The organism is Labrys sp. (in: a-proteobacteria), from assembly GCF_047605565.1.
In the GTDB taxonomy this organism is placed as follows: Bacteria; Pseudomonadota; Alphaproteobacteria; order Rhizobiales; family Labraceae; genus Labrys; species Labrys neptuniae.
The window spans coordinates 132,848-159,111 of record NZ_JASGFM010000010.1; the positions used below are offsets into that span (position 1 = coordinate 132,848).

General features: G+C 64.5%; 23 protein-coding genes and 1 tRNA gene. 18 read left to right on the forward strand and 6 right to left on the reverse strand.

Annotation, left to right across the window (positions count from 1 at the left end):
• Positions 1–3 precede the first annotated feature (3 nt).
• The 9 genes from QM672_RS12005 to QM672_RS12045 all read left to right on the forward strand — a co-directional run bounded on the left by QM672_RS12005 (position 4) and on the right by QM672_RS12045 (position 11,009).
• Positions 4–975: an ABC transporter permease gene (locus QM672_RS12005; RefSeq protein ID WP_415082802.1), complete on the forward strand. Its 972-nt coding sequence runs from the start codon at positions 4–6 to the stop codon at positions 973–975.
• Positions 976–1,135: 160 nt separating this feature from the next.
• Positions 1,136–2,239: a substrate-binding domain-containing protein gene (locus QM672_RS12010; RefSeq protein WP_311933236.1), complete on the forward strand. Its 1,104-nt coding sequence runs from the start codon at positions 1,136–1,138 to the stop codon at positions 2,237–2,239.
• Between the two features lie 403 nt (positions 2,240–2,642).
• A complete protein-coding gene (locus QM672_RS12015) occupies positions 2,643–3,689 on the forward strand; it encodes an ADP-ribosylglycohydrolase family protein (RefSeq protein WP_367623952.1) in 1,047 nt (348 codons plus the stop codon).
• Positions 3,686–4,657 (forward strand): PfkB family carbohydrate kinase, encoded by a 972-nt coding sequence (locus QM672_RS12020; protein ID WP_415082805.1) that lies wholly within the window; start codon positions 3,686–3,688, stop codon positions 4,655–4,657. The genes QM672_RS12015 and QM672_RS12020 overlap by 4 nt, the downstream gene beginning before the upstream one ends.
• Before the next feature lie 87 nt (positions 4,658–4,744).
• Positions 4,745–5,809: an ABC transporter substrate-binding protein gene (locus QM672_RS12025; protein ID WP_311933233.1), complete on the forward strand. Its 1,065-nt coding sequence runs from the start codon at positions 4,745–4,747 to the stop codon at positions 5,807–5,809.
• Between the two features lie 349 nt (positions 5,810–6,158).
• A complete protein-coding gene (locus tag QM672_RS12030) occupies positions 6,159–6,926 on the forward strand; it encodes an ABC transporter permease (protein ID WP_415082848.1) in 768 nt (255 codons plus the stop codon).
• 9 nt (positions 6,927–6,935) lie between these two features.
• Complete coding sequence (locus tag QM672_RS12035; protein WP_415082807.1) at positions 6,936–7,715, forward strand: ABC transporter permease; 780 nt, start codon at positions 6,936–6,938, stop codon at positions 7,713–7,715.
• Positions 7,702–8,757, forward strand: a complete 1,056-nt coding sequence (locus QM672_RS12040; RefSeq protein ID WP_415082809.1) for an ABC transporter ATP-binding protein — start codon at positions 7,702–7,704, stop codon at positions 8,755–8,757. Before QM672_RS12035 ends, QM672_RS12040 begins: the two co-directional genes overlap by 14 nt.
• A 2-nt stretch (positions 8,758–8,759) precedes the next feature.
• Positions 8,760–11,009 (forward strand): MGH1-like glycoside hydrolase domain-containing protein, encoded by a 2,250-nt coding sequence (locus QM672_RS12045; protein ID WP_415082811.1) that lies wholly within the window; start codon positions 8,760–8,762, stop codon positions 11,007–11,009.
• 234 nt (positions 11,010–11,243) lie between these two features.
• Here QM672_RS12045 and QM672_RS12050 read toward each other — a convergent pair whose 3' ends face one another.
• From QM672_RS12050 to QM672_RS12060, 3 genes are all read right to left on the reverse strand, one after another.
• The gene (locus QM672_RS12050) at positions 11,244–13,103 is read right to left on the reverse strand and encodes an ABC transporter ATP-binding protein (protein WP_415082813.1); all 1,860 of its coding nucleotides are present in this window, start codon (positions 13,101–13,103) and stop codon (positions 11,244–11,246) included.
• A gap of 156 nt (positions 13,104–13,259) precedes the next feature.
• The gene (locus QM672_RS12055; protein WP_415082815.1) at positions 13,260–14,549 is read right to left on the reverse strand and encodes a glycerate kinase type-2 family protein; all 1,290 of its coding nucleotides are present in this window, start codon (positions 14,547–14,549) and stop codon (positions 13,260–13,262) included.
• Between the two features lie 186 nt (positions 14,550–14,735).
• Positions 14,736–15,359, reverse strand: coding sequence for a CGNR zinc finger domain-containing protein (locus QM672_RS12060; RefSeq protein ID WP_367623946.1), 624 nt, complete (start codon positions 15,357–15,359; stop codon positions 14,736–14,738).
• Between the two features lie 96 nt (positions 15,360–15,455).
• On the opposite strand from QM672_RS12060, the gene QM672_RS12065 reads away from it, so the two are divergent.
• Positions 15,456–16,388 (forward strand): DMT family transporter, encoded by a 933-nt coding sequence (locus QM672_RS12065; protein WP_415082818.1) that lies wholly within the window; start codon positions 15,456–15,458, stop codon positions 16,386–16,388.
• 112 nt (positions 16,389–16,500) lie between these two features.
• On the opposite strand, the gene QM672_RS12070 is transcribed toward QM672_RS12065, so the two are convergent.
• The 3 genes from QM672_RS12070 to gph form a co-directional block, all read right to left on the reverse strand.
• Positions 16,501–16,776: a hypothetical protein gene (locus tag QM672_RS12070; protein ID WP_311933225.1), complete on the reverse strand. Its 276-nt coding sequence runs from the start codon at positions 16,774–16,776 to the stop codon at positions 16,501–16,503.
• A gap of 193 nt (positions 16,777–16,969) precedes the next feature.
• Positions 16,970–17,044 (reverse strand) — tRNA-Val (locus QM672_RS12075).
• 14 nt (positions 17,045–17,058) lie between these two features.
• Positions 17,059–17,757, reverse strand: a complete 699-nt coding sequence (gph, locus tag QM672_RS12080; protein WP_415082820.1) for a phosphoglycolate phosphatase — start codon at positions 17,755–17,757, stop codon at positions 17,059–17,061.
• Positions 17,758–17,949: 192 nt separating this feature from the next.
• Between gph and QM672_RS12085 the strand changes: the two genes are divergently transcribed.
• The 8 genes from QM672_RS12085 (at position 17,950) to QM672_RS12120 (ending at position 26,232) form a co-directional block, all read left to right on the forward strand.
• Positions 17,950–18,303, forward strand: a complete 354-nt coding sequence (locus tag QM672_RS12085) for a hypothetical protein (RefSeq protein WP_311933223.1) — start codon at positions 17,950–17,952, stop codon at positions 18,301–18,303.
• A 245-nt stretch (positions 18,304–18,548) separates the two neighbouring features.
• Positions 18,549–19,247, forward strand: coding sequence for a ribose-5-phosphate isomerase RpiA (gene rpiA, locus QM672_RS12090; protein WP_311933222.1), 699 nt, complete (start codon positions 18,549–18,551; stop codon positions 19,245–19,247).
• 17 nt (positions 19,248–19,264) lie between these two features.
• Complete coding sequence (locus tag QM672_RS12095) at positions 19,265–19,897, forward strand: DUF2059 domain-containing protein (protein WP_415082823.1); 633 nt, start codon at positions 19,265–19,267, stop codon at positions 19,895–19,897.
• Between the two features lie 263 nt (positions 19,898–20,160).
• Positions 20,161–21,522, forward strand: coding sequence for a glutathione-disulfide reductase (gor, locus tag QM672_RS12100; RefSeq protein WP_415082825.1), 1,362 nt, complete (start codon positions 20,161–20,163; stop codon positions 21,520–21,522).
• A 117-nt stretch (positions 21,523–21,639) separates the two neighbouring features.
• Positions 21,640–22,842, forward strand: coding sequence for a tetratricopeptide repeat protein (locus tag QM672_RS12105; RefSeq protein WP_311933219.1), 1,203 nt, complete (start codon positions 21,640–21,642; stop codon positions 22,840–22,842).
• 257 nt (positions 22,843–23,099) lie between these two features.
• A complete protein-coding gene (locus tag QM672_RS12110) occupies positions 23,100–24,485 on the forward strand; it encodes a class II 3-deoxy-7-phosphoheptulonate synthase (protein ID WP_311933218.1) in 1,386 nt (461 codons plus the stop codon).
• A 218-nt stretch (positions 24,486–24,703) separates the two neighbouring features.
• Positions 24,704–25,624: a metallophosphoesterase gene (locus tag QM672_RS12115; RefSeq protein WP_415082828.1), complete on the forward strand. Its 921-nt coding sequence runs from the start codon at positions 24,704–24,706 to the stop codon at positions 25,622–25,624.
• 53 nt (positions 25,625–25,677) lie between these two features.
• On the forward strand, positions 25,678–26,232 hold the full coding sequence (locus QM672_RS12120; RefSeq protein ID WP_415082830.1) for a hypothetical protein: 555 nt from the start codon (positions 25,678–25,680) through the stop codon (positions 26,230–26,232).
• The last annotated feature ends 32 nt before the right edge of the window (positions 26,233–26,264 follow it).

Below are 26,264 nucleotides of genomic sequence, written 5' to 3' on the forward strand. Positions count from 1 at the left end.
GGCATGATGAACTGGCGCTCCCTTCTGCTCCGCCACGAGGCCATCCTGGCTTTACTGCTGGTGGTCGTGCTCGTCTTCCTGGCGCAATCGTCCGACAGGTTCCTCACCGTCGACAACCTCCTCAACCAGGCCCGGCTGATGACGGAGATCGGCCTGATTGCCTTGGCGATGACCTTCGTCATCGTCACCGGCGGCATCGACCTCTCCGTCGGCTCGATCGTCGGCGTGGTCGCCATCGTGCTCGGCGTGCTCTGGCAGAATCTCGGCCTGCCGCTGCCGGTCGCCATCGTGCTGGCTCTGGCGCTCGGCACGTTGTGCGGCGTCGTCAATGGGCTGATCATCACCCGCTTCAAGGTGCCGCCCCTGATTGCCACCCTGGCCACGCTCGCCCTCTATCGCGGCCTGGCGGAGGGCATCAGCCAGGCCCGGTCCGTGCGCGGCTATCCCGACTGGTTCCTGGTGCTGGGGCAGGGGCAGGTGCTCGACGTGCCGGTGCAGGTCTGGCTGCTCGTGCTGGCGGCGATCGTGGCGGCCTGCGTGCTTGGCCTGACCGTGTTTGGCCGTGCTACCTATGCGATCGGCTCCAACGAGATTGCCGCGCGCTTTTCCGGCCTTGCGGTCGACCGCACCAAGATCCTGATCTACGGCGCCTCGGGCCTGTGTGCTTCGCTGGCCGGCGTGATTTTCGTCTCCCGCGTCACCACCACGCGCTCGGACATGGGGTCGGGCTGGGAGCTTGATGCCATCACGGCGGTGGTGCTGGGGGGCACCAGCATCTTCGGCGGGCGCGGCACCATCATCGGCACGGTGCTCGGCCTTGCTCTGATGCAGGCGCTGAAGAACGGCCTGCTGCTGCAGGGCTACAAGGGTGACAGCACCATCATCCTGATCGGTACGGCCCTGATCCTCACCGTGCTGCTCAGCAACCTGGTTCCCCTGCTGAGCCGCATCGCCGGTCGCAAGCGGCCGGCATGACGAAGATCTTTCGGCGGGGGCAGTGCTCCCGCTCGAAGAGGATGTTTTAGCGTAAGGCGTTCAATTTCAACGATCTGGCTCTCGTTCCGGAATCGGTTTCTCCGGCGGCGAGGACGGCAATGGCAGCCGGTACAAGACCGGCGAACTGTGGAGGAAGACCATGATCCGTATATCCCTGGCTCTCGCTTTGAGCGTGTCCCTGGTGGGCCTGGCGCATGCCGCCTCGGCCTGGACCGGCGGCGACGACCTGCCCACCAATCCGCTCGCCTGCGATGCCACGCCGGCCAGCGCGACGAGCAAGCCCTATGACGGCGGTGCCGTCACCGGCGCACCCGACCGCAAGGGCAAGCCGATCAAGGTGGTCGACGTGCCCAAGCTCATCGGCATCGGCTATTTCAACGCCACCTCCAAGGGCATCGCCGATGCGGCCAAGGAACTCGGCAATGTCGATGCCAAGACCGACGGCCCGACCAAGGCCAATATCGACGAGCAGATCACCTTCATCGACAACTACATCACCTCCGGCGTCGACGGCATTCTCTATGCCGCCAACGACCCGGTCGCGATCGCGCCCGTGCTGAAGAAGGCGCTGTCCAAGGGCATCAACGTCGTCGGCTATGACGCCAATTCCACCCCGGATTCCCGGCAGTGGTTCGTCAACCAGGCCGAGTTCAACGGCATCGCCAAGGCCATGGTCGACAACATGGTCAAGGAGAGCGGCGAGGACGCGGGCGTTGCCATCGTCACCTCGACCTTCACCACGCCCAACCAGGCCCGCTGGATCGCCGAGATGGCAGCCTATGCCGCCAAGTGCCATCCCAAGCTGAAGCTCCTGGAGACGGTGGAAGCGCAGGAAGACAATGCGCTGTCCTTCTCGCAGGCGACCACGCTGATCAACAAATATGGCTCCGATCTCAAGGGCATCTTCGGCATGACCAGCGTCGCCACGCCCGCTTCGGCCGAGGCGGTGACCCAGGCCGGCCAGTGCGGCAAAGTGGCGGTGATCGGGCTGGCCACGCCCAATGCCATGAAGCCCTATGTCGCCAAGGATTGCGTGAAATCCGTGGTGCTGTGGAACCCCGTCGATCTCGGCTATGCCGCCATGCAGGTCCTGCGCGCCACGGCCGATGGTTCGCTCAAGCCCGGCGACACCAAAGTCAAGGCCGGCAAGCTCGGCGAGCTCAATGTGATCAACGGCTCGGAAGTGCTGCTTGGCTCGCCCTTCGTCTTCACGAAAGAGAACATCGACAAGTTCGATTTCTGACGAAGGATCAAGGCTGTAAGCCAAAGCAGTTCACGTGGGGGAGAAAACGCCCTATTTTGTCATAGCCGGGCTTGACCCGGCTATCCAGGAGCCGCGTGTTGCCGACCAGGAAGCTGGATTGCCGGGTCAAGCCCGGCAATGACAAAGGTTGTGCAATCTCGAAGGCACTTATGTGAACCGCATCAACGCTGTAGGCGTCTTTCCCGAATCGGATTGTCGCCCAGTGTTCAAACAAGCAGAAGGCCGGGAGAAATCCCGGCTTTTCCTTTGACGCCGATCCGGAATCGGTGTCGAGAAAGCAGTATCCGACTACCCGGCGGGATGCCTCTTGACAGGGGGCGAATTGCACGGGAAGATCGTTTGTACACAAATGAATTTTCGGCGCTTTCTCGAAAGGGCAACCATGGCTGTTTCCGCTCAAAGCCGTGCTCGGGGGGCGCTGGTCGGCCTGGCGATCGGCGATGCCCTGGGTATGCCCACGCAATATATGCCGCGCTCCGTCGTCTCGGCACGCTACGGCATCCTCGAGCGCTTCGAACCGGCGCCCGACGACAACCCGATCAGCCGCGGCATGCCGGCGGGTCGGGTGACCGACGATACCGACCAGGCCGTCATCCTCGGCGAACTCCTGGTCGAGGGTAAAGGCTATGTCGATCCCAGGCGTTTCGCCGACGAACTTCTGGCCTGGGAAACCCGCATGATCGCGGCGGGCTCTGCCGATCTCCTCGGCCCCTCCACCCGCAAGGCGCTGACACTGATCGCCGAAGGCATGCCGACGGATGAGACCGGGCGCACCGGCGCGACCAATGGTGCGGCCATGCGCGTTGCCCCGGTCGGCATCGTCTTCCCCGCGCGTCCCGTCGAGGCGCTGGTCGATGCGGTCTTCCAATCCGGCCATGTCACCCACAACACCACGATCGGCCTTGCCGGCGCCTCGGCCGTTGCCGCCGCCGTCAGCGCGGCTGTCGACGGCGCAAGCATCGACGAGGCGCTGCAGGCCGCCGTGGAAGGTGCACGGCATGGGGCGAAACGCGGCTTCTATTTCGCCGGCGGCGATATCGCCGCGCGGATCCGCTGGGCGATCGAGCTGGTGCGGGGCAAAGGCGAAGCCGAGGCCCTCGAACTCATCTATGACATCGTCGGAACCGGCGTCGCCACGCAGGAGGCCGTGCCCGCGGCGATGGCCATCATCTCGCTGGCGCCCGAAGATCCTTGGCGCATCTGCCGCCTTTCGGCGAGCCTGGGTGGCGATTGCGATACCGTCGCCGCCATCGCCGGCGCAGTCGCCGGCGCCTGCCACGGCGTCGAAGGCTTTCCGGCCCCGGTGATCTCTGCCCTGGAAGCCGCCAATCCGGATCTCGATCTTGTCGGCCTGGCGGATCGCCTGCTGGCGCTGCGAGGCAGGGCATCGATCCTGCCGCCCACTGGGAAAGGGCCCGCGACGGCATGAGCACCAGGCCGCCTCTCACTCGTCTCCTGTCCGTGGGCAGCATCCTGGCCGATGTCCGCCTCGACGTGCCCCGCTTGCCGCAACGCGGTGGTGACGTGCTGGGGTCCGAGGCGACGATCAGTGCGGGAGGCGGCTTCAACATCCTCACGGCGGCTGCCCGCAACGGCCTCAAGGCCGCCTTTGCCGGCCAGCACGGCAAGGGGCCCTATGGCGAGCGTATCCGTGCCGAACTGACGGCCGAAGGCATCGAAGCGCTGATGCCGGCAAGCATGGACGGCGACAGCGGCTTTTGCATCGTGATGGTCGAGCCTGACGGCGAGCGCACCTTCGTCACCAGCCCCGGCGTCGAGGCGAGGCCGGGGCAAGAACCGCTCTCCGCCCTGCAACTGGGTCCAGCCGACGCCCTGTTCGCTTCGGGCTATGATCTCTGCTACCCGCAGCTCGGCCCCGTGATCGCCGATTGGATCGGCGGCTTGCCGGTGAGCGTCACCGTGATGATCGATCCCGGTCCCCTGGTCGCCGATATTCCAGCCGACATCATCGCCGCGGTGCTGGCACGGGCCGATATCTTGACCCTGAACCGGCGCGAGGCCGGTCTGCTCACCGGAAGCGACGATAGGACGGAGGCGGCGAGGCGGGTGCGCGATCGCCTGTCGCCGGGCGCGTTGGTGATCCTGAGGGATGGCCCCGCCGGGTGTTTCCTGCTCGGCGGCGACATCGGGGAGACCGGCCTGCAGGTTCCGGCACCGTCCGTACGCATGGTCGACGCCACCGGAGCGGGAGACGCCCATACCGGCGTGTTCCTCGCCGCGCTCGCGGCCGGCTATCCCGCAGCCGAGGCCGCGAAGCGCGCCAATGCCGCCGCTGCCCTTGCCGTCACCCGCAAGGGGCCGGCAACCGCGCCCCATACGGACGAACTGAACGCCTTCCTGGCCGAACAGGAGACCGAGAGGACAACAACAAGATAGGGTGGATGCCCCCGCAGGCACGAACGCCCAACCAATGATAAGAAAATCGAGAGCAGCATGTCGCCATCGACGAAGGGAATTGGAAAGATGACATATCGGATCACGCGCCGCCATTTTACCGCCCTGGGAGCCGCGGCCGTCGCCGGCTTGTGGGCGCGCCCGGGTTCCGCCCAGGCCAAGGAAATCACCGTGCTCAACTGGAAGGGCTACGGCACCGACGAGGCCTTCGCGCTCAAGGCTTTCGCCGAGCAGACCGGCATCACGGTCAAGCATGACTATTTCAACTCCGAACCGGAGATGCTGACCAAGCTGCGCACCAATCCGGGTGCCTATGACGTGGTGCTGATCAACAGCGCCCGCACCCAGCAGGCCCAGGCCGAGGGCCTGATCGACCCGGTCGATCTCGCCACCATCGCCAATGCCAAGGACCTGGCGCCGGCGCTGAAGGATCACGCCAATCTCAAGGCCGACGGCAAGACCTATGGTCTGGCCTGGCTCTGGGGCATGAATTCCCTCGCTGTGCGCCAGGGCATCAGCGCCGACAGCTGGACGATCTTCTCCGACCCCAAATATGCCGGCAAGCTGGCCTTGTTCGACGATGCGGTCACCTCGGTCGGCATCGGCGCCCTGCTGACCGGCCAGGATGCCAACGATCCCAAGGACCTCGCCAAGATCACTGAGGTGCTCAAGGCGATGAAGCCGAACGTCAAGCTGATGTGGTCCAGCGAGGACGAATGGAACAAGGCCTTCGCCGCCAATTCCTTCGACATCTCCGTCTACTGGTCCGGCGCGGCGGTGCGCTCCATCCGCCAGCACAAATTGCCGGTGGAATTCATCGTGCCCAAGGAAGGTGCGATCGGCTGGCTCGACAGCCTGGCGGTGCCGACGTCGAGCACCAAGAAAGAGGATGCGCTCAAATTCCTCAACTACATGATCGATCCCACCTTCTACCTGACCTGGGCGAAGGAAGCGGGCGCACCGGCTTCCGCCAATGAGGGAGCCATGAACAAGCTGCCGGCCGATGATCTCAACCGGCAGATCCACAAAGCTGACTACCTGCCGAAGCTCACCTTCATGGCGGCCCTGCCGGATGATCGCCGCCAGGCCTTCAACGACCTGTGGGAAGAAGTGAAGGCCTTCTACGCCAAATAGGGCCGATGGCGCTGACCGTTGTCATGCCCGGGCTTGACCCGGGCATCCAGATCTCCGGCCCTTCCGGCGTGGGAGGGTAGACTGGATTGCCGGGTCAAGCCCGGCAATGACAAAGGTCGTGCTGAAACAAACATCGTTCTGCTTGCGATCCCGAATCTGTGGCGCGGCACTGCGTGCTGCGCCGGGCCGGGGATGACCGAAAGGGGAAGCACAGGTGGAGATCGTGTCGAAAGCCGATGGCGGCAAGGCAGGCCCCCGCAGGCGCCTGGGGCAGGGCTGGACCACGGCGGCCCTGTTGACGCCGGCCTATGGCTGGCTGCTGCTGGCCGTCTTCCTGCCGCTTTGCGCCATGCTGTTCTTCAGCTTCCTGAAGAGCTCGCCGGTTCCGGGGCGGGCACTGGTCTACACCGTCGACAACTACCTCGCCTTCATCAAGCGGCCCTATCTGTTCAACGTCGCCTGGACCTCGATCCAGATCGGGCTGTGGACCACGGGCCTGTGCGCGCTGATCGGCCTTCCCGCCGCGATCGCCCTGGCGCGTGCGACCGCCGGGCGCTCCAGGCACATCCTGTTCCTCCTGATCATCCTGCCCTTCTGGACCAACGGCCTCGTGCGCGTGTTCTCCTGGACCATGGTGCTGAGGGAAGGCGGCATTCTCGATTATGCCCTGCACTGGCTCGTGCCGGCCGCGCCGTCGGTGTCGCTGCTCTACAGCTTCCCGGCCATCATCATCGGCCTGGTCCATGCCTACCTGCCCTATATGATCCTGACCTGCTACCTCTCCGCCACGGCGATCGAGGATTCGACCATCGAGGCGGCCCGCAGTCTCGGTGCCCGCACGCCGGTGGTGTTCTGGAAGATCCTGCTGCCGCTCTGCATGCCCGGCCTGATTTCCGGATCGATCCTGATCTTCGTGCCGGTGATCGGCAGCTTCATGGAGCCCCGTATCCTGGGCGGACGCATCGGCGTCACCATGGGCACCGTGATCGAGGACCAGTTCACCGCGGCTTTCAACTGGCCGCTGGGCGCGGCCCTGTCCTTCACCATGCTGGCGGTGGTGCTCGCGATCTTCGCCGTCTCCTCGCGCGTGCTGTCCGGCCGCGCCGCGACGCCGTAGGAGGGCGCCATGATTGCACTCGGGCGCACCTTCCTCGCCGCCACCCTGGTCTTCCTCTATCTGCCCATCGCGGTGATGGTGGCGATGGCCTTCAACGCCTCACCCCTCTACACCCTGCCGATCGAGCCGACCTTCCACTGGTTCGGCGTCCTCGCCGAGAACGGGCCGCTGCTCTCGGCCACCTACAACAGCCTGATGATCGCGTTGGCGACTTCGGTCATCGCGACGGCTGTCGGTACCCTGGCCTCGCTTGCCCTCAACCGCCGCACCTTCCGGGGGCAGTCGCTGCTCAAGGTGCTGCTGCTGCCGCCGATCGCCATTCCCTGGCTGATCACCGGCACCGCCATGCTGGTGTTCTTCTTCTGGACGGGCATCGGGCGCGGCCTGCATGCCATGCTGATCGGCCATGTCGCTTTGGGCATCCCCTATGTCGTGCTGATCGTCGGCACCGGCATGCAGACATTGCGGGCCGATCTCGAGGAGGCGGCGATGAGCCTGGGCTCGACGCCAATCCATGCCTTCTTTGCGGTGACGCTGCCCTTGCTGGCACCGAGCATCATCGCAGCCCTGCTGTTCGCCTTCGCGGTTTCGCTCGACCAGTTCGTGGTCTCCTACTTTCTGGCGACGCCGGGCGTCTCCACCCTGCCGGTCGAGATCTACACCTCGATCCGCAAGGGCTTCACGCCGGAGATCAATGCGATCTCCGCCATCTTCCTCGGCGTCTCGGCCGTTCTCGTGCTGATCTTCGCCCAATTGTCTAATCTGGGAGGCAGTCGTGATCGGCGTTGAAGTCGCTTCGATCAGCAAGGGCTACGGATCCTTGCGGGTGCTCGACAAGGTGAGCACCGCCTTCAAGGCGGGCGAGTTCACCAGCCTGCTCGGCCCCTCGGGCTCCGGCAAGACCACGCTGCTGCGCATCATCGGCGGCTTCGTCGATCCGGATGAGGGGCGCATCCTGTTCGGCGGCGACGACGTCACGGGGGTGGCCCTGTGGCAGCGCAAGGTCGGCATGGTGTTCCAATCCTATGCGCTGTTCCCGCATATGAGCGTTTTCGACAATGTCATCTTCGGGCTCAATCGCCAGGGCATCCGGGGCGAGGCCGCGCGCAAGGAGGTGGCCCGGGTGCTGGAGATGGTGCATCTCACCGGCTTCGAGCAGCGCAAGCCCAAGCAGCTTTCCGGCGGGCAGCAGCAGCGCGTGGCATTGGCGCGTGCCATCGTGACCAAGCCGAGGGTTCTGCTCCTGGACGAACCCCTGTCTGCACTCGACCGGCGCCTGCGCCAGGACATGCAGATCGAACTGCGCCGCATCCAGCGCGAGAGCGGGCTCACCACCATTTTCGTCACCCATGACCAGGAGGAGGCGCTGACCCTGTCCGACACGGTGGCCATCCTCGATGGCGGGCGCATCGTGCAGGAGGGCGCGCCGCTCGATATCTATGAGCGCCCGCGCACCCGTTTTGCTGCCTCCTTCCTGGGAGACGCCAATTTCTTCGAGGGCACGGTTGCCGGCGACGGCATCGCGATCGACGGCGGCGTCATCCATACGAGCGATGGGCTGCCGGGCTCCGGCAGCAAGGTCACGGCGGCGGTGCGGCCCGAGAAGATGCGGCTTCTGGCGCCGGGAGAAAGCCCCGGCAGCGATAATGTCTTCGCCACGCGGATACGCGAGATCATCTATGCCGGTGCGGTCTCGACCTTCATCGCCGAAGGGCCTGATGGCAGTGACATCAAGGTCCTGTCGCAGAACCGGGAGGTCTCGGCGGTATCGCCCGGGCAGGCCATCACGCTGGCCTGGTCGCCGGCCAACACCGTTCTGTTGCAGGCCTGATAATGCCGGTTAGCGTCAATATTCCGCTCGAACGCGCCTGGAACAGCTGGTCGTCGCGGCCGGCGGAGATGGTGTTCCTGCCGCTCGGCCTTCGGCTCACGCCGCTTGCCTTCGCAGCCAGCACGGGCAAGGCCTGCCTGTTCGAACCGGGCGATGCCGTCACGCTGGGGCGGCACGCCCTCGATGCCTCGCTGGTGGAGCTCCAACTCTCCCACGCCGGAACGACTCTCGACTGGCGTTACGCCAAGCCCGATCCATTCAGCCTCACCGGCAGCTGGCAGACGGCCAAGGCCGGCGAATGGGGTTTGCGCTTCTGGATCAATCTCTGCCTGTCGTCGGACAGCGGTGAGGAAGTTCGTTTCGACGAAACGCAGGGCGCTGCCGTCATCCGTGTCGGGCATCGCTTCGCGGCGCTCGTCAGCGAGGAGCCGCCTGTCCAGGTGACTGGACATGCTAGTCTCGCCGATGCGGTGCAGGACTACGAAACGCACGGCTATTTCCATACCCGCTCCCGGGCCGGGGCAGCGCCCGTCCTCGTGCTGCGCTTCAACCTGGAAATGATGCGCGACAATCGCTTCACGCTCGCGATGGCCGACAGGCAGGATCTCGCGATCGCCCAGGCACGGGCCCTGCTGGCGCAGCCCGAAATAGTGCCGCCTCAACCGGTTGGCGAGCCCGCCGCCGCTTTGGCGGCGCTGCGCGACGTCGTCGCCTGGAACACGGTATGGGACGCCATCAACCAGCGCCCCTACACCGCCATCAGCCGCAATTGGGACCTCGGGAAGTTCGGCGGCTTCGGCGTCTGGCTGAATGACCAGTTCTATGCCGCCCTGATGGCCGGCGAGCTCGATGCCGGCCTCGCGCGCGACAATCTCGCCGCCGTGTTTTCGGGCGCGACGCCGCAGGGCAACCTGCCCTGCCTGCTGACGGCCAGCGATGCCTGGGTCGATCGCAGCCAGAGCCCCATCGGTGGCTTCGTGGTCTGGCAGCTCTATCTGCGCCATCGCGCCCGCGACCTCATCGAGGGCGCCTATGCCACGCTGGCGCGCAACCATGCCTGGTGGTGGCGCGAACGCGATCCGGGCGGGACGGGGCTTGCCTCCTTCGGCACCTCGGATGTGGGCGAGGGGCTCTACAAGGGCACTCATTTCGGGGCGCGCAATGAATCGGCGATGGACAATTCGCCGGTCCACGACGAGGCCCGCTACGACAAGGCGACGCGCACGCTCGATCTCTGGGATGTCGGCCTCAACAGCCTGCTGGCCCTTGATGCCGAGATGCTCGCCTTGATGGCAGCGGAGCTGGGGCTCGAGGAGGAGGCGGCCGCCCATGCCGTTCGTTCCGAGGCCACGAAAGACCTCATTCGCGAGACTTTATGGGACGGCGATCGCGGCATCTTCGCCAATCGCCGGCGCGGCGGCGGCTTCGTGAAGAGCCTGGCACCGACGAGTTTCTATCCGCTGCTGGCTGGTGCCGCGACGCTTGGGCAGGCCGACCGGCTCTGCGAGCATCTCGACGATCCCTCGACCTTCGGCGGCGATCCGGTCATTCCCGGCGTCAGCCGTGCGGATCCCGCCTTCGGCGACAATTCCTATTGGCGCGGCCGGATCTGGCCGCCCTTCAACTACCTCGTCTATCAGGGGCTGCACCGCTACGGGCTGGACGAGAGGGCTTCGGTCTTGGCCCAGCATAGCTTTGCGCTGTTTCGTTCCGCCTGGGAAAGCCGCCGCATCTGCCCGGAAAACTACAATGCCGAGACGGGCGAACCGCTCGACCAGCCCGACACCGAGCGCTTCTACAGCTGGGGGGCGTTGATGGCGAAGCTCGGTATTGCCGCCGCGACCGATGTCACGCCCTGGCATGGCTGGGAAATCGCCAATCCGGGCGGGGAGGGCGAGTTGGGACCCTTCGCAAGCCCACTGGGGCCAGTCCGCCTCGCCATTTCACAGGGCCGCCTGAGTCTGATCCAGGGCGAGCGCACTGTGCTGGACACCGATGTCGCCGGCCGGATCTCCCAGCTTTCGATGATGGACGGCATGCTGTCATTGCGGCTGCCGCCGCTCGAGCGGGCATGCTTCCTGCGCTTCCCGCATCTCCATGCCGGCATGAAGCCCCGGGCGAGCCTCGACGGCGAGGCGGTCGCAACCACGGAGGAGGGCGGCATCCTGGTTCACCTTCCCGCGAGCGCTAAGGCGGCTGATTTTGAGCTGCGGTGGCGTGCGGGAGTGAAGCACAAGGCATCTCGCTCATAGACTGCTAATTCTGGCCAAGAAATGCGACGCTGGCCACCCCTTCGCCCCGTTCTTACGGGGAGAAGGTGAGGATGAGGGGCAGCGCTGCGCGAGCAATGTGAGTTCTGTGTAGCCCCTCACCTCAATCCTCTCCCCGCAAGCGGGGCGAGGGGGCACAAATGTCGAGCCTTTACGGTCCCCTATCATCTCGCTCGACCCACGAGCCTACCCCCAGGTACTAAATTGTATGCTTACTCAAGCGGCCGAACTATCCTCCAAGGCCAGGAAGCCGCCGGACTGGCGCCGCCACAGCCTGGCATAGAGGCCATCGCGTTCGATCAGGTCCTCATGCCGTCCCTGCTCGACGATACGGCCGCCATCGAGCACGATCAGGCGATCGAGTTCGGCGATGGTCGAGAGGCGATGGGCGATCGCGAGCACCGTCTTGTCATGCATCAGGCGGCGAAGCTGGCTCTGGATTGTTGCCTCCACCTCGGAATCGAGGGCGGAGGTTGCCTCGTCGAGCACCAGGATCGGGGCATTCTTGAGCAGTACGCGGGCGATGGTGATGCGCTGGCGCTGTCCGCCCGAGAGCTTCACGCCGCGCTCGCCCACGCGCGATTCGTAGCCGGCGCGGCCGTCCTGATCCCCCAGCGTGACGATGAAGTCATGCGCGGCGGCCTGCCGGGCGGCGTCCTCGATGGCGTCCCGATTCGCTTCCATGCGGCCATAGGCGATGTTGTCGTGGATGGAACGGTGCAGCAGGGAATTGTCCTGTGTCACCACACCGATCTGCCGGCGCAGGCTGTCCTGGCTGACGCCGGCAATGTCCTGCCCGTCGATCAGGATTCGGCCCGACTGGATCGCATAGAGACGCAGCAGCAGGTTGACGAGCGTCGACTTGCCGGCGCCGGACGGGCCGACGATGCCGACCTTCTCGCCGGGGTGGATGGTAAGCGAAAGATCCGTGAACACCGGCTGCGTTCCGCCATAGCCGAAGCGGACATGCTCGAACACGATTTCCCCGCGCGGCACCGAAAGCGTGGCCGCATCAGGAGCGTCGACCAGGTCATGCGGCTTGGCGATGGTGAGCATGCTTTCTTGCACCGCGCCGATATTCTCGAAGACGTCGCGGATCAGATACATCAGCCAGCCCGAGAGCTGGATCAGTCGAAGCACTAGAGTGAGGGCTGCCGCACCGGCGCCGGCCGTCATGTTGCCCTGGCTCCACAGCAGGAGGATCATGCCGGCGATCACCACCAGCAGCAGGCTGTTGAGCACCTGCAGCGCGAAACTGGCGCCGAGGATCAGGCGCATCAGGTCCAGGAAGCTTTGGTTCCAACGCTTGAGCGCCTCCTTCACCGCCGAGCGTTCGAGGTCGGAGCGGGCGAACAGCTTCACGGTGAGGATGTTGGTGTAGGAATCGACGATGCGCCCGGTGGTGGTCGAACGGCCGAGGGAATTGGCTTCCGAGCGCTTGAGGGCCCGCGGCACGAAAAAGGAGAGCAGTGCAGCATAGGCCGCCAGCCAGAGGACGACGGGCAGCACCAGCCAGGCATCGACCGAGCCGAAGAAGCCGATGGTGACCCCGGCGAAGACCAGCGCATACCAGAGGTCGCCGATCACCGCGATGATCGCCGAGCGGATCGACTGCCCGGCCTGGATCACGCGTGCCGACAGGCGCCCGGCAAAGTCGTTCTGGAAATAGGTGAGGGAATGGCCAAGCGTGTAGATGTGGTTGCGCCAACGGATCTGGTTGGTCAGCGGCGGCACGACGATCAGATTGGTGACGGCCTGGGTCACGAAAAACAGAATCGGCCTCAGGAACAGAATCACGAACAGGGCACCGGCCAGAAGCAGTCCGTGGTCGTGCAGCAGGGTCTGCGGCGAGCCCTTGTTGAGCAGGTCCACGAACCAGCCGACCATCAGATAGATGCCGGCCTCCACGCCGCTGAAGGCCTGCTCGATCGCCATGATGGCGGCGAGCCAGCCCTTCACGGGCTTGAGGTGATGCCACATGAAACGCCACACTCCGGTGGGCGGCGTGTCGTGTTCGTCGAAAGCGGCGAATATGTCTATGCGGCTTTCGAGAAATCGGAATAAGCGCGCAAACATCGAAAATATGACCTTGAAACAATGCTGGAATCGCTAGCGGCGACACCAAAGCAGGAGTTTCAGGTCAAATTACGAGTCGCGCCAGCCTTCTTGGCGGCGGACGGATGTTTCAAAAATGCGGACGTCCCGTCCGCATCTTCCTTTCCCGTAAACGCCTCAGTCCACCAGGATGACCCGGAGGTCGTTGACATTGGTGAAGGTCGGGCCGGGCGCCACGAGATCGCCGATGGCTTCGAAGAAACCGGTCGAGTCGTTGTCGGCGAGATAGGCAGCCGGATCGATTCCCGCCGCGCGAGCACGGGCGAGCGTGGTCTCGTCGACGATGGCGCCGGCCGGGTCGGTGGCGAGGCCGCCGCCGCCATCGGTGCCATCCGTATCGGCGGCGAGCGCGCTGATGCCGGTCTCGCCGTCGAGGGCGAGGGCCAGGGCCAGGCTGAATTCCTGGTTGGGGCCACCGCGTCCCTTGCCGGTGATGGTCACCGTCAGCTCTCCGCCGGAGATCAGCGCGGCGCGGCGGCCGGCAGCCTTCAGCGCGCGGGCCTGCCGCGCCTGGTCGGCGGCGACCTGTCGGGCTTCGCCCTCGACATTGGCGCCGAGCACGACGGGCTCGTAGCCATGCTGCTCGGCAAGGCGGGTCGCGGCCGCGATCATGTCGCCGGGCGTGACGACGATGCGAAACTCGCTGTTGGCAAAGACGGCATCGCCCGGCTTGGGTGTCTCGTTGCCGGCATCCTCGAAGAGGGCCCTGGCCGCACCGAGAGGCGTGTTGAAGCGCTCGGCAATGGCAAGGGCCTGGGCATTGCTGACGGGGTCGGGCACGGTGGGGCCGGAGCCGATCACGGCAGGATCATCGCCCGGCACGTCCGAGACGGCCAGGGTGAGCAGGCGCGCGGGATAGGCGGCCTGGGCGAGGCGCCCACCCTTGATGCGCGACAGGCGCTTGCGCAGCACATTGATCTCGCCGATCGCGGCACCCGAGCGCAGGAGATGGCGGGTGATGGCGCGCTTGTCGTCCAGGGTCAGTGCACCGGCGGGTGCCACCCAATTGGCGGAGGCGCCGCCGGAGAGCAGAACCAGCACCAGATCATCCTCGCCGGCTGCAGTTGCAAGCGCCAGCGCGCGCTCGGCGCCGTCGATGCTGCCTTGGTCCGGCACAGGGTGGCCGGCCTCGATCATGGGCAGGGTCTTGAGCGGGCGGCCATAGCCATGCCGGGCCACGGCGACGCCGTCGATGCGATCGGCCGGGATGCCGAGGGCGGTGTAATGGGCTTCGGCGATCTCCGCCATGCTGCCGGCCGCCTTGCCAGCGGCGAGCAGGATCAGACGCCCTGTGCTGGGTGGCGCGGGCAGATGCTGTGGCAGGAAGGTAGCCGGATGGGACGCGGCGACCGCCCCCGTGAAAATGGCGTCGAGAGTCTGGCGGCGGGCATCGGCACGGTCAGGCATTGCGTCTTCGGGCTCCCTCGAGGCAAGGCGCGTTCGAGGAAACGCTCCATGCTTGTTCTTTGCATCTGCCCTCCCGCCGCCTGGTGAGGTGCCAGGCGGCAGCAGGCAATAGCTTGCCATGTCCCTTAACCCATGGAGGCGCAGCGAGGCCAGCCCATTGGCGGCAATTTTGAAAACCACAGGCGGTCAGGTGTCCGAGCCGCCTTTCTCGCGGAAGCGGCGCACGCGCATATGAGTGCCGCAAGCCTCTTCCGAACACCATTGGCGGCGTCCGCCACGCGAGGTGTCGAGGAAGAGCCAGCCGCAATTGATGCCATGGCATTCCCGCACATTGCGGCGGTCACTGCGACTGGTGAGCAGGTCCGCCGCGGCGAAGGCGATGCGATGAAGGATGGCGTCGAGACTATCGCTCTCGCGCCACCCCCATTCGAAGGAGCCGGCGACCAGGCGCAGTTCGCGCTGATGGTTGGCGTTCTGCAGCATGGCATTGAGGCGAACACCGTCCTCCTCGCATCCCGCTTCGTCCATGGTTTCGGCGAGGAAGAGATTTCTCAACGTCGTGCGCAGGGCCCGGGCCCGCGTCAGGGCTGCGTCCGCCTCGGCAGACTTGGTATCGGCCTGGTGCCGCAGGCGGGCCGAAAGGGCCGAATCGATCAGGTCGACCCGTTCGGCCCAGGTGACGAGGTCGCCATAAGCGACGAGCAGGTCCGGCCCCCAGCGGTCGCGCCAGGCGTCGACCGTGTTGACGAAATCCAAGGCCGGATGTCCGCCGACGAGGCGGGCGGTAGCAATGGTCCTGGTCTGGCTCATCCTCGCACTTTCCAGCGCCCGGGCTCCAAACTCAAGCGTGCATTGTAACGCTTATAATGATATATAACCGTTACAACAAGTCGACAGAGGTTCCGCATGCCTAGCCGCACCACACTGCTGTTCCTGGCTCTTTGCGTGATCTGGGGAACCACCTGGATCGGTATCAAGGCCGGCGTGGAGGCGGTGCCGCCTTTGCTGTTCGCCGGAACGCGTTTCATCGCAGCCGGCGTGCTGCTGCTGGGGTTCGCCGCCTGGCGAGAAGGGCAGCCACAGATGGCATGGCGGGACCTGCCGCGTCTTGCGGCCACCAGTCTGCTGATGATCACGCTATGTTACGCGGCACTGTTCTGGGGCGTGGCGCATGTCGATTCGGGCACGGCTGCCGTGCTCGAAATGTCATTGACGCCGATAGCGCTGATGGCTTTTGCGCTCTGGCTGCGGGAAGAGAGTTTCGACCGGCGGCGTTTCGGTGCCCTGCTTCTCGGCATGGCAGGGCTGGCCATTCTGTTCGGGCCGACGGCGGTTCGAAACTGGTCTGCTGCGGCGGACGAGAGCGCGGCATTGCGCCTGGCTGGGGCGGCAGCGGTGTCGTGGGCGGCCGTGGCCTATGGCTGGGGCTCGGTGGTCGCGCGTCCCTTGCTGCGGCTCTATTCCTCGACTTTCGTGGCCGGTACCACCACCCTCTTCGGTGGCCTGCTGCTGCTGGCCCTGTCGCTTGCCGGCGAGCCCGGAGCAATTCCCGCCTTGGCGGGCCAATGGGGTTCGGCAGCCTGGGCGGGGTGGCTGTTCCTTGTGCTCTTCGGCTCGCTGATCGGCTACACCATCTACATGACGCTTCTCAGGGAGATCGGTGCCACCCGCGCCGGGACCTATGCGTTCGTGTCTCCCATCATCGCCGTACTGCTCGGCATGATCTGCTTCGGCGAACAGGTGCGCCTGCTCGACCTTCTCGGCATGGCGGTGATGTTGGCCGGAGCCGGCCTTGCCATGGCAGAACCCAAGCCGCGGCTGAAGCCGGTCACGAACTGAGGGCAGTGGTGGCGAAGGAAAAAGCGCCCTGGAACCAAAAGTTGGCGCAGGGCGCGATTCCGGTAAGCGCGCCTTGCACCCAGCGATGGTTCGCCGGCGTTCTCAGGAAAAATCAGGCGCGCCGATGGTGGCGATAGTGCCGGCGGTGATGGTGGCGATGCCGGTAGCCTTCACCGCCGTGTTGACGCAGCCAGCGCGGCCCGCGATGCACGCCGGGCATCCCATACCATTTGCAGCGGGCTGTGCGGGACGGCGCGTTGCAGGTCCGGTCCCTGACGGTCTGCACCAGCGAAGGATTGTCAGGCTGGGACACCGGCATGGCCGAGGATGGGGTGGCGAGGGCGAAGGTGGCGCCCAGGGCGATAGCGGCGGCAATAAGAAATCTCATGGGCCTCTCCTGTCGAAATGAAACGAAAACACGCATTTGATCGAAAACGCTCGATCAAACGCATGGGCAGGGAGAAAGTTCCGTATGGGATGACGATGTATATCGCCCCAGACCCGCAAATTGATCCATCGCACCGCGTCTCAACACTGAACGGCGAATACGGTCATCAGAGGATAAATTTGCGGAGTTTGGATGGTGGGCGCGACAGGGATTGAACCTGTGACCCCTCCCGTGTGAAGGGAGTGCTCTCCCGCTGAGCTACGCGCCCCCGAAGGGAAGCGCCTATTTGGATAAAGCCGGCTGCGCTGTCAAGCCGGTAATCGCATCGATCGCAGAAATCAGTTGATCGAAATGCGAAATGACGCGCGTTGCCCCCAACTGCGTGGCGGGAATGTCGGTGTAGCCGAAATCCACGCAGACCGACGGCAACCCGGCGCGCAAGGCCGTGTCGATGTCGGTCTTGCTGTCACCCACCATGATAGCGTGGGCGGGATTGCCACCGGCGGCCTCGATGGAAAGGGTGAGGTGACGGGGGTCCGGCTTGAACCAGGCGAAGGCGTCGCGTCCGCAGATCGCACTGAAATAGGGGGCCAGCCTCAGGGCTTCCAGTAGCCGGACCGAAAGATCCGTCGGCTTGTTGGTACATACGCCCAATATCCAGCCCCGCGCTTTCAATGTCTTCAAGGCCTTCTCGACGCCGTCGAAGGCAACCGTCTTGTCGGCGAGGTGTTTGCCATAATGATCGAGGAAATCACCAAAGAGCACATCCATGCGGGCTGGCTCGACCGCCAAGCCACACACGGCAAAGCCGCGTTCCAGCAAGGCACGGGCACCGGCACCCACCAGACTATGCGCCTTCTCGAGCGGCAAGGCGGGCAGCCCTTCGCGAGCCAGGATGAAGTTCAGCGTGCCCATCAGGTCTGGGGCGCTGTCCACCAGCGTTCCATCAAGGTCGAAGATCGCCGTCCGCGGCTGCATCATGCTGTTCTTTCCGGCTTGGTCTGGAAAATGCCATGTCTGGGTGGCAAGCGGAGATTCGAAAATTCACGATTCGAGCTAGGATCGTATCGTCCATGCGAATGTAACCGGGTTCGATCACGCCAGGGCGTGTGACACGACGCCCCAGGCATTCGGGACAATGCGCTCTGCCGAGGAAACGACGAGCCAGTCATCATGAAGCGTTCGCTAGGCCTTGCAGCCCTCCTTCTTACCGCCGGTCCGGCGCTTGCCGCCGACTATGTCTTCGTGGCGGCCCCGCAAAAGGACCTCAACCGGATCTATCGGGTCGACCGGCTGACCGGCGAGGTGGGGGCCTGCCAATATGGGGTCAAGGAGGACAATACCGGCGTCACCCTTTGTTTCCCGGCCGGTGAAGGGGCCGGCAAGCAGGAGCCCGGGGACTACACGCTGATCGCCTCCAGCCACGAGCGCGAGAGTTCGGTGTTCCGGGTGGAACAGCGTACCGGGACGATGAGCGTGTGCTATGTCTGGAAGGATCAGGTCATCTGCACGCCGCCGGGGAAATAAGCAGAAGCCGCAATGGGCGCATGGGTGGGCTCGCCGGGCTAAGGGGGGAGGCCGATTTTCCTTGTGTCTAGCCCCTTGCTTCTCAAACTTAACTGATGCAATCGGCGGCAAAGCCGTTATAACCGCCGCCTGATCCCAGGCAGATTCCTCCTGATCGCGCCCATGACGCGATCAGGAGGAATCTGTAAAAGACCGAACTCCGCTTGGGACGCATCGTCCGATAACCCGAACAGCACAAGGTTGCCATGACCCCTGACGACATGAAGCGCGAAGCAGCCCGAGCCGCGCTCGCCCATGTCGAAAGCGGCATGAGGCTGGGCCTGGGCCATGGCTCGACGGCCAAGCACTTCGTCGACCTTTTGGGCGAGAAGGTGCGCGACGGGCTCGATGTCATTTGCGTGCCGGCCTCCGAATTCACCCATGACCAGGCCAAGGGCCTGGGTATTCCCTTGACCACACTCGACGAGACGCCCGAACTCGATCTGGCCGTCGACGGCGCCGACGAGATCGGTCCGGCTCTCGGGTTGATCAAGGGCGGTGGCGGCGCGTTGCTGCGCGAGAAGATCGTCGCAGCGGCGGCGGCCTCGATGCTGGTGATCGCCGACGAATCCAAGGTCGTGCCCGTGCTCGGGCGCTTCCCGCTGCCGGTGGAGGTCATTCCCTTCGGCTTCGGTGCGACCCGGGCAGCGGTGGAACGTATTGCCGCGAAACTCGGACTTTCCGGTGAATTGCGCCTGCGTCATCAGCCTGACGGCCTTGTTTTCGTCACGGATGGCGGGCACCACATCCTTGATTGCCACTTTCAACAGATCCCCGATCCCGCTGCCCTGGCGGCGGGCCTGTCCACCATTCCCGGTGTCGTCGAACACGGACTGTTTCTCGGATATGCCAAAGGCGCTTATGTCGCCGGCTCTTCGGGAGTCCGCTTCATCGGGCCAGCCTGATTTGTGATGGGAGTTCCATGATGCTTCGTCAACGCCATGTTTGTGGGCAGGTTCGCGTCTTGGCCGCCGCCATGGTCGCCGGACTGCTCGCAAGCGCCGCAGCGCTGCCGGCTTCGGCGCAGAATGCCACGCCGGTGCCCACGGCCGAGGTGCCGACTGGCAACGCCGCCCAGCCCACGCCCGAGCAGCTGGCGACGGCCGTGCAGTTTCTCAAGGCTTCCGGCCTTACCGTCGGTTTCGACGACATCATTCCGCAATATCTGCAGCAGGCCACCACCATCTATACGGGCCAGCGTCCCGAGCTCAGCCAGCTGATCAACGAGGCCGCGATCTCGCTGGTACCCGAATTCATGAAGAAGCGGGTCGAGCTCGATAACAGCCTCGCCAAGTTCTACACCACGCGTTTCAGCGAGGACGAACTCAAGCAGCTGATCACGTTCTACGAGAGCCCGGTCGGCAAGAAGCTCGCTACCCAGCAGCAGATCATCCTGCGCGACTCGATGCCGGTGGTGCAGGGCTGGACGAGGGACCTGCAGGACGGCGTGATGAAGCGGGTACGCGAAGAGGTGGAGAAGAAGGGCGGCAAGCTCGGCCCGTCGCCGGCCGACGCTCCCGCCGAGGCACAGGCTCCGGCCAAACCCGCCCAATAAATCCGCATACCGGACTTGTTAAGAAGCGGGATTGATCGCATCAATCCCGCTTCTTACGTTCAGGGCGTTGTGCGCACATAACTGACGCGACCTTTGTCATGCCCGGGCATCCAGGGACGCCCTCCTCGAGCCTGGAGGGGAAGAACTGGATTGCCGGGTCAAGCCCGGCAATGACAAAGCTTGAGCCAAACCAATTCGTTTGTTGACGGGCGAATCCTAGGCTTCTTTTTTTGCCCTCGGGGCACCGGAAATCAGGCTGTACCATGTCGCAATTCGACTATGATCTGTTCGTGATCGGCGCAGGATCCGGTGGGGTGCGCGCCGCCCGTATTGCAGCTTCCCACGGCGCGCGGGTAGCCATCGCCGAGGAGTTCCGGGTCGGCGGCACCTGTGTCATTCGTGGCTGCGTGCCCAAGAAGCTCTATGTGCTGGCCAGCCGTTTCGCCGACGAGTTCCGCGAGGCGGCAGGCTTCGGCTGGACGGTGCCCGAGGCCGAATTTTCCTGGCCCAAGCTCGTGGCCGCGAAAGAAGCCGAGATTAGCCGGCTGGAACGGGCTTATTCGGCCAATCTGGAAAAATCGTCGGTAGCGACTTTCCCGAGTCGTGCCGTGATCACCGCCCCGCACACCGTGCAGCTCGATGGGGGACGCAGCTTCACCGCCGGCCGGATCCTGATCGCCACCGGCGGGGCGCCGGTAAAGCCGAACGTGCCGGGCGTCGAGTTCGCCATCACCTCCAACGAAGTCTTCGACCTGCCGGCCCTGCCGGAGACGATGATCATCGTCGGCGGCGGCTACATCGCAGTCGAGTTCGCCTGCCTCCTGCAGAGGCTCGGCGTGAAGGTGACCCTGGTCTATCGCGGGGAGGCGATCCTGCGCGGTTTCGACGACGACGTTCGCCGGGTGTTGACCGAGGCGATGAGTGCAGCCGGCATCGAGATCCTGATCCGTACGGACCTCAAGCACATCGAGGAGGACAAGGCCGGCGGGCGGCGGGTCACCCTCACCAACGGCCAGACGCGCCATGTCGGCGAGATCATGGTGGCGACGGGGCGCAAGCCCAATACTGCGGGTCTCGGTCTCGAAACGGTCGGGGTGGAAATCAACACTGCCGGCGCCATCGCGGTCGACGACCAGTCGCGCACCACGGCGCCCGGGATCTGGGCGGTGGGCGACGTCACCAATCGCATCAATCTCACCCCCGTCGCCATCCGCGAGGGGCATGCCTTTGCCGATACCGTCTTCGGCAACAAGCCCTGGCTCGCCGACCATCGCCTGGTGCCGACGGCCGTGTTCTCGACCCCGGAAATCGGTACCGTCGGCTTGAGCGAGGAAGAAGCGCGCGCCGAATGCGGTGGCGGCGTCACCATTTTCCAGACCTCGTTCCGGGCCATGAAGGCCACCCTGTCGGGTAGCGGCGACCGCGTCTTCATGAAGCTGGTCGTCGACAAGGTGACGGATAAGATACTTGGTGTGCACATCGTCGGCGAAGGGGCGGCCGAAATGGCGCAATTGTTGGCGATCAGCGTCAAGATGGGCGCGACAAAGGCCGATTTCGATGCCACGATGCCGTTGCATCCAAGCGCGGCCGAAGAATTGGTGACGATGCGCACGCCCGTCCGCTAAGCCGGCCTTTACCAACCCGGCTGCAGAGTGCGCGCCGTGCGATAGCGGCGATTCCCCCGCTTGGATATCCGGCCGCTACGCATCAGAAGGCGGCAGGGCAGGCGGTTCGGGGAGGGCATGATGCGGGCTCCTGTGGTGATTTTCGGCGCGGTCGCCGCTGGCATGGTCATGCTGGCGAACGCGGCTTGGGCGCTCAATCTCACCCCGCCTCATGGGCGGCATGTCCCACCCTTGCGCGCCGCGCCAGTCCAGCCGCAGACGGAAGAAGCCGTTACGGACTGTGATCGCCTCGCGGCAAGTCCCGAGGACAGCCAGAAAGTCGTGGATGGCGTTGCCATGGAGGCGCTCGACGGTACGCTGGCCCTGGCACGCTGCGAGGAGGCCGCCGGCCGCTATCCCGCCGTCGCGCGCTTTCAGTTCCAGCTCGGGCGTGCCCAGGAAAAGCTCGGCAATGATCGGGCCGCTCTCGAAGCCTATCGCAAGGCAGCCGATCTCGGCAGCCTGATCGCGGCCTTTTCGGCCGGGGTGCGCGAACGTGACGGTGTCGGTATTCCGAGCAATGACGCCGAGGCGAACCGCCTGTTCAAGCTGTGCGCCGACAAGGGCGATGCCGACTGCCTCAATTCTCTGGCCTATCAATATCAGGTCGGGCGCGGCGTAAAGGTCGATCCGGTCGAGGCACTGGCGCTCTACAAGAAGGCGGCGGAGGCAGGGCTGGCCGCCGCCAATGTCAATCTCGGCTTTCTCTATCGGGATGGCGAGGGCGTCACCCAGGATTTCGCGGAAGCGGCCCGGCAGTTCCAGGAGGCGGCCGACAAGGGCGATCCGGCGGGAGCCCGCAATCTCGCTCTGGCCTATCAGAGCGGGCAGGGTGTGCCGAAGGATGGCGCCAAAGCGATCGCCCTGTTCCAGGCTGCCGCCGACCAGGGCGACGACGATGCGCTGGTGAAGATCGCCTATGCCTATCTCAGCGGCGACGGTGTGCCCAAGGATGAAGCCAGATCGGTCACCTATTATCGCCTGGCTGCCGATCGCGGCAACACCGACGGCATGGCGGGGCTTGCCTTTGCCTATGCCAATGGCACCGGCATTCCGGCCGATGGCAAAGCGGCGGCCCTGTGGTTGATGCGGGCGCTCGCGGCCGGCAACGACTACAGCTTCAAGCAGCTCACCGACCACTGGGGGGCCTGGGGCCTGGATACCCGCATGGAAGTACAGTCGATCCTGGTCGACCGCGGCCTCTACAGCGGCAAGACCAAGGGTACGCTCAATCGCGAGACCTTGAAGGCGCTCAAGATCCTGGCGGGGCGGGAGAATTGAAGATCCGGCATTCAGCCGCCCCCTTCATTCGACGACGCGTTTCCAGGAGCCGGCTGAAGGCCAGCGATCCGGCCAAAACGGTCCCAACCTGCTCGAAGATTTCGTAAACGAGACTGAAAATCACGGCTTTACGCTGGTTTTCTATTGGCCGGACGCGTATAGAACCGGCCTTCGCCGGAAAACGCCGGCCTCGTGAAAGTATCATAGTCGTGCAGGGCGGCTATAGCCGGTTCGCCCTGAGAACAGGAAGTATACTCATGTCCGAGCGTTGGACACCGCAGAGCTGGCGTTCCAGACCGATCCAGCAGTCGCCCGTCTATCCCGACGAAAAGGCTCTCAACGACGTCGAGGCGACGCTCGCGACCTTCCCGCCGCTCGTTTTTGCCGGTGAAGCACGCAAGCTCAAGCGCCAGCTCGCCAAGGTTGCCGCCGGAGAGGCCTTCCTGCTGCAAGGGGGCGATTGCGCCGAGAGTTTCGCCGAGCATGGCGCCGACAATATCCGCGACTTCTTCCGCGTCTTCCTGCAGATGGCCGTGGTGCTCACCTTCGCCGGGTCCTCGCCGGTGGTGAAGGTCGGCCGCATCGCCGGCCAGTTCGCCAAGCCACGCTCGGCGCCCACCGAGAAAGTCGGCGAGATCGAGCTGCCCGTCTATCGCGGCGACATCGTCAACGGCACCGAATTCACCGCCGAGGCCCGCATTCCCGATCCGCGGCGCCAGCTCGAAGCCTATCGCCAGTCGGCGGCGACGCTCAACCTGCTGCGCGCCTTCGCCAGCGGCGGCTATGCCAATCTCGCCCATGTGCATCAGTGGATGCTCGGCTTCGTCAAGGACTCGCCGCAGAGCTCGAAATATCAGGCTCTGGCCGAGCGCATCACCGAGACGCTCGACTTCATGCGCGCCTGCGGCATCGATCCGGAGTTGCATCCGGAGATGCGCATCACCGATTTCTACACCAGCCACGAGGCCCTGCTGCTCGGCTATGAGCAGGCGATGACCCGCATCGATTCCACCTCGGGCGATCCCTATGCGACCTCGGGCCATTTCGTCTGGATCGGCGACCGCACGCGTCAGCTCGACCACGCCCATGTCGAGTTCTTCCGGGGCGTCAAGAACCCGATCGGCCTGAAATGCGGCCCCTCGCTCAAGCCCGACGAACTGATCAAGCTGATCGACATCCTCAACCCGGAAAACGAGCCGGGTCGCCTGACCCTGATCGCCCGCTTTGGCCATGACAAGGTCGAGCAGCATCTGCCCGAACTCATCCGCGCCGTGAAGCGCGAGGGCCGTTCGGTGGTGTGGTCCTGCGATCCGATGCATGGCAACACGGTGAAGGCGATGAACGGCTACAAGACCCGGCCGTTCGACCAGATCACCGGCGAGATCAAGAGCTTCTTTGCCGTGCACCAGGCCGAAGGCACCTATGCCGGCGGCCTGCATCTGGAGATGACCGGCAAGAACGTCACCGAATGCACCGGCGGCGCCCGCGCCGTGAGCGAAGCCGATCTCGCCGATCGCTACCACACCCATTGCGATCCGCGCCTCAATGCCGAGCAGGCCATCGAGGTCGCCTTCATGGTGGCGGACCTGGTCAAGAAGGAACGCTCGGGCCAGGTCAAGCCGAGCATCATCGCGGCAGAGTGACGGCGCGCGCCGTCATTCCCCTCGATCGGACAATCGATATGTCGAGAGGCGGGTCCGTTGGCCCGCCTCTTGGCTTTTCAGGCTTTGACCGAGAGGACATTCCCGGCCCGAGCCGGGATTGCGCCGACTTTCCTTCAATCCTGCATCTGTCGGCGATTATCCCATCATAACCATGGGGCAGGGTTGCCTTGCCAAGCAACGCAACCCCGTGGATCCCGATGCTGTCCAGACGCCGTTTCCTGCTCAAAGCCGGCCTCGCCACGCCTTTCCTGTCCGGCGGCTACGCCTTCGGCGTCGAGCCGCAGCGTCTCGTGACGACACGCTACCGAATCTCGCCCGGCAATTGGCCTGCCGCACCGGTCCTCAGGATCGCCGTGCTCGCCGACATCCACGCCATCAATCCCTGGATGAGCTCTGCCCACATCGAGCGGATTGCGCGCGCCACCAACGCCCTCGACCCCGATATCGTGCTGCTGGCCGGCGACTACGAGGCCAGCATGCCGCTCTATGGTGTCGGCTCCTATGTCTCGATGGAGGATTGCGCCGAGGCGCTATCGCTGCTTCGGGCGCCTTTGGGCGTGCATGCCGTGCTCGGCAATCACGATCTGGGACGCCGTGGCAGGGGCGGCGACAATGTCCGGCGCGCTTTCGCCGCTTTCGGTATTCCCGTCATGGAGAACAAGGCGGTCCGGCTGGAGAAGAAAGGGAGCGGATTCTGGCTGCTCGGCCTGGGAGACCAGTGGGGAGGTATCCATCGCAGAAGGCTCGACGACCTGCCGGGCACCCTGGCTCAGATGAGCGATGGCTCGCCGGCAATCCTGCTGGCCCATGAACCCGACATCTTTGCCGAGCTGCCGCAACTCGATCACGAACGCCGCATTGCCCTGACGGTCTGCGGACACACCCATGGCGGACAAGTCAGTTTCCCCTTCTATGGTCCGAGAGGCGTGCCCTCCCGCTTCGGCAGGCGTTTTGCCTATGGCCATATTGTCGAGGACGATCGTCATCTGGTGGTTTCCGGCGGCTTGGGCATGACCGGCCTGCCTGTGCGCTTCGGCGTGCCGCCCGAGATCGTGATGGTCACGTTGGGAGGAGTCGACCTGACTTCGAGCAAATGGCTGCGGGTTCCCGAACGATGATGAAAACGCGAAAAACGCGAGCCGAAACAAGACTGTCTCTCAAGGCGAGGATCATGATCGTTGTCATGTTGTGCTGTGCCGGTGTCTATCTGTGCCGCGATCCAACGCCCGCCGACGTACGCGCATTGGTTCCGGCCATGTTCAAATTGGGTCGCCCACTAACCTTCATCGCCGGCGCCGGATGCTTCTTCGCCGAGTTCGAGGTTCTGGAGGAGCCGTCCGTTAATCCCGATGATAGGCTCAAAACTGAGGACAGGATAAGCAACCTCATGCCCTTCAGGCGGCGATCTCCAGACTATCAAGGGCTACGTCCGCAACAGGGAGAAAACCTGATTTTCACTCAAGCATCCTTGTTCGATGTGATGAACAGACTGAACGATCTCGACGCGATGTCGGAGGTCCTAGCCGAAATGTTCTGGAGTGTGAAGAGCTGCCTGTCACGATACGACGATCGAAATAGGACAAATAAAGCCAGTGAATTCAGAGATTTGTTTCAAAAGGAAAGCGCTATACTTTTGTTCCTCCGCCCCCGCGGTTGGCGTGGCTGGTATGTCGCGCCCGCGCTCTACAAGGATCACAGATTGATGGTGTTCGGGTTCGGCGTTTAGCGATTTATGCCCGGTTCGCGCACGACGAATGC

Excerpts from the sequence above, each read along its gene's own strand:
- QM672_RS12005 (WP_415082802.1), top strand. The coding sequence starts at position 4 with ATGATGAACTGGCGCTCCCTTCTGCTCCGCCACGAGGCCATCCTGGCT.
- QM672_RS12010 (WP_311933236.1), top strand. The coding sequence starts at position 1,136 with ATGATCCGTATATCCCTGGCTCTCGCTTTGAGCGTGTCCCTGGTGGGC.
- QM672_RS12015 (WP_367623952.1), top strand. The coding sequence starts at position 2,643 with ATGGCTGTTTCCGCTCAAAGCCGTGCTCGGGGGGCGCTGGTCGGCCTG.
- QM672_RS12020 (WP_415082805.1), top strand. The coding sequence starts at position 3,686 with ATGAGCACCAGGCCGCCTCTCACTCGTCTCCTGTCCGTGGGCAGCATC.
- QM672_RS12025 (WP_311933233.1), top strand. The coding sequence starts at position 4,745 with ATGACATATCGGATCACGCGCCGCCATTTTACCGCCCTGGGAGCCGCG.
- QM672_RS12030 (WP_415082848.1), top strand. The coding sequence starts at position 6,159 with ATGCTGTTCTTCAGCTTCCTGAAGAGCTCGCCGGTTCCGGGGCGGGCA.
- QM672_RS12035 (WP_415082807.1), top strand. The coding sequence starts at position 6,936 with ATGATTGCACTCGGGCGCACCTTCCTCGCCGCCACCCTGGTCTTCCTC.
- QM672_RS12045 (WP_415082811.1), top strand. The coding sequence starts at position 8,760 with ATGCCGGTTAGCGTCAATATTCCGCTCGAACGCGCCTGGAACAGCTGG.
- QM672_RS12050 (WP_415082813.1), bottom strand. The coding sequence starts at position 13,103 with ATGTTTGCGCGCTTATTCCGATTTCTCGAAAGCCGCATAGACATATTC.
- QM672_RS12055 (WP_415082815.1), bottom strand. The coding sequence starts at position 14,549 with ATGCCTGACCGTGCCGATGCCCGCCGCCAGACTCTCGACGCCATTTTC.
- QM672_RS12060 (WP_367623946.1), bottom strand. The coding sequence starts at position 15,359 with ATGAGCCAGACCAGGACCATTGCTACCGCCCGCCTCGTCGGCGGACAT.
- QM672_RS12065 (WP_415082818.1), top strand. The coding sequence starts at position 15,456 with ATGCCTAGCCGCACCACACTGCTGTTCCTGGCTCTTTGCGTGATCTGG.
- QM672_RS12070 (WP_311933225.1), bottom strand. The coding sequence starts at position 16,776 with ATGAGATTTCTTATTGCCGCCGCTATCGCCCTGGGCGCCACCTTCGCC.
- gph (WP_415082820.1), bottom strand. The coding sequence starts at position 17,757 with ATGATGCAGCCGCGGACGGCGATCTTCGACCTTGATGGAACGCTGGTG.
- QM672_RS12085 (WP_311933223.1), top strand. The coding sequence starts at position 17,950 with ATGAAGCGTTCGCTAGGCCTTGCAGCCCTCCTTCTTACCGCCGGTCCG.
- rpiA (WP_311933222.1), top strand. The coding sequence starts at position 18,549 with ATGACCCCTGACGACATGAAGCGCGAAGCAGCCCGAGCCGCGCTCGCC.
- QM672_RS12095 (WP_415082823.1), top strand. The coding sequence starts at position 19,265 with ATGATGCTTCGTCAACGCCATGTTTGTGGGCAGGTTCGCGTCTTGGCC.
- gor (WP_415082825.1), top strand. The coding sequence starts at position 20,161 with ATGTCGCAATTCGACTATGATCTGTTCGTGATCGGCGCAGGATCCGGT.
- QM672_RS12105 (WP_311933219.1), top strand. The coding sequence starts at position 21,640 with ATGATGCGGGCTCCTGTGGTGATTTTCGGCGCGGTCGCCGCTGGCATG.
- QM672_RS12110 (WP_311933218.1), top strand. The coding sequence starts at position 23,100 with ATGTCCGAGCGTTGGACACCGCAGAGCTGGCGTTCCAGACCGATCCAG.
- QM672_RS12115 (WP_415082828.1), top strand. The coding sequence starts at position 24,704 with ATGCTGTCCAGACGCCGTTTCCTGCTCAAAGCCGGCCTCGCCACGCCT.
- QM672_RS12120 (WP_415082830.1), top strand. The coding sequence starts at position 25,678 with ATGATCGTTGTCATGTTGTGCTGTGCCGGTGTCTATCTGTGCCGCGAT.